Source organism: Aeromonas sp. QDB18, assembly GCF_027705325.1.
Taxonomy (GTDB): domain Bacteria; phylum Pseudomonadota; class Gammaproteobacteria; order Enterobacterales; family Aeromonadaceae; genus Aeromonas; species Aeromonas caviae.
Map to the genome: position 1 here is coordinate 1 of NZ_JAPDBQ010000267.1, position 1,735 is coordinate 1,735.

Sequence of the window (1,735 nt, forward strand, 5' to 3'; positions counted from 1 at the left end):
CAGCCTTGCTCCCCCAACTCAAGTCGCATTTATGAATAATTAGTCAAAAATGTGCTTATCTGAACAGCATTGCGCCAGCAGGCGGTCTTTTTGATTGGGCAAGCAGACGGCGGGCATAAAAAATGGGGCAACATTCGCATGTCACCCCCTCGCAAATAGCATGTTCCATATTGGGCTCCCGCAACCACGGGGGTCTGTCTGGCATCACGGGTTTCCGCTCCCGATCCGCCTCGCCTGCCGGAGCAATCCGGTTGGCCCATTTCCCCTGTTGCCGTCACCCACACGGCAGACCAGCCGCCGTGTTTGTCCTTGCACTCGAGATACTACGCAGTTAAATAAAATAAAAAACCGTTCTACACGCACCTCTATGCAGTCGAGGCCCCTGGATTGTTACTGCGCTCTTAATATAAATCGATTAAAAACAATACGATGCAATCCAGCCCCGTCTTTGGATGGCAAACGTTATCCTCGAAGGCGCACAAAGCTTTGCGAGATCTCGCACAAGGCGGATCCCACTCACAACCAACGATGCAAAGGTAACCAATCGCTCAATTGCGCCAGCAGGCGCCGCCATGCAGAGGGGGACGCCGCCACCGGGTGCACGGCCTGCTGCAACCAGCCATCGATGAGTTGCTGCAACTCGTCGCACAACCTCGGGCTATGGAGGTGCAGCATCAACTCGGTGTTGAGCATCAGGGAGCGGGGATCCAGGTTGAAACTGCCGAGCAGCGCCTCCTCCTTCCCCATCAGGATCAGCTTGGCATGCAGACTGAACGCCTCCGTCGTCAGCTCGAACAGGGTGACCCCCTGACGCTCGAGCCAGGGGCGGTGACGTCGATAGGCGCCATAGACCAGGGGCACGTCCGTGCTGGCTAGGGAGTTGGTCAGGATCTCGATGTCGACCCCCTGCCGTCGCTGCCCCTTGAGCCGGCGACGCAGCCCCCGTGTCAGGATCAGGTAAGGGCTCACCAACCTCAGGGCCCCCTGATTGCTCGCCAGCATGCGTCCCAGCAGGGGCGCCGTGGTCGGCCGGGCGACCAGCCCCTTGCCGGGGCGATCGAACCAGCACAGCCCTCGCCCGGGATGCCAGCAAAGGGGAACGGGGCACTCATCAAACAGAGTGGCCGGCAGATCATAGGCGGCCGCCATGGCGGGGTCGGTCAGGGTCAGCAGGAAATCGTTCAGGGCCCGGGTTTCGGCTGGCAGCAAGGGGCGTCTCAACAGGCGACGGACCGGGTGGCTCCAGCGACTGTGCCAGAACAGCGCGAACCCCTGCTCGGCCTGCTGGCAGAGGGGGCCGCGGCAGACCAGATCCAGGTCGATGAAGTGAGGCGGCATCCCCAGCCCGAAGTAACGATCACCGATGTTGCGCCCGCCGATCACCGCCTGGCTGCCATCCACCAGCAGCAGCTTGTTGTGCATCCGGTGGTTGATGCGGCGAAAGCTCAGCACCCCTTCCAGCAGCAGGGTCAGAAGACGCCAGCCCCGCAGCCAGAAGGGGTTGAACAGGCGCACCTCGATGCCCGGTTCCGCCGCCACCGCCTCCAGAAAGCGGTTCTCCCCGCCGTAGAGATCGTCGATGAGCAGTTGCACCACCACTCCGCGCCGGGCCGCCCGCACCAGCTCCGCCAGCAGCAGCTTGCCGCTGCCGTCCTCTTCCCAGGGCGGGAGCATACTTTGTTGGTTATTTAACCAAAGAATAGTTGTGCCCGATAATTGTCATCCCAGCTTGCTT

The 1,735-nt window shown here is 61.1% G+C and carries 1 pseudogene; it reads right to left on the minus strand.

From position 1 onward, the window contains the following. Positions 1-516: 516 nt before the first annotated feature. A pseudogene (locus tag OKC30_RS20745) lies at positions 517-1,665 on the minus strand (phospholipase D-like domain-containing protein); the annotation flags it as partial. Between the last annotated feature and the right edge of the window lie 70 nt (positions 1,666-1,735).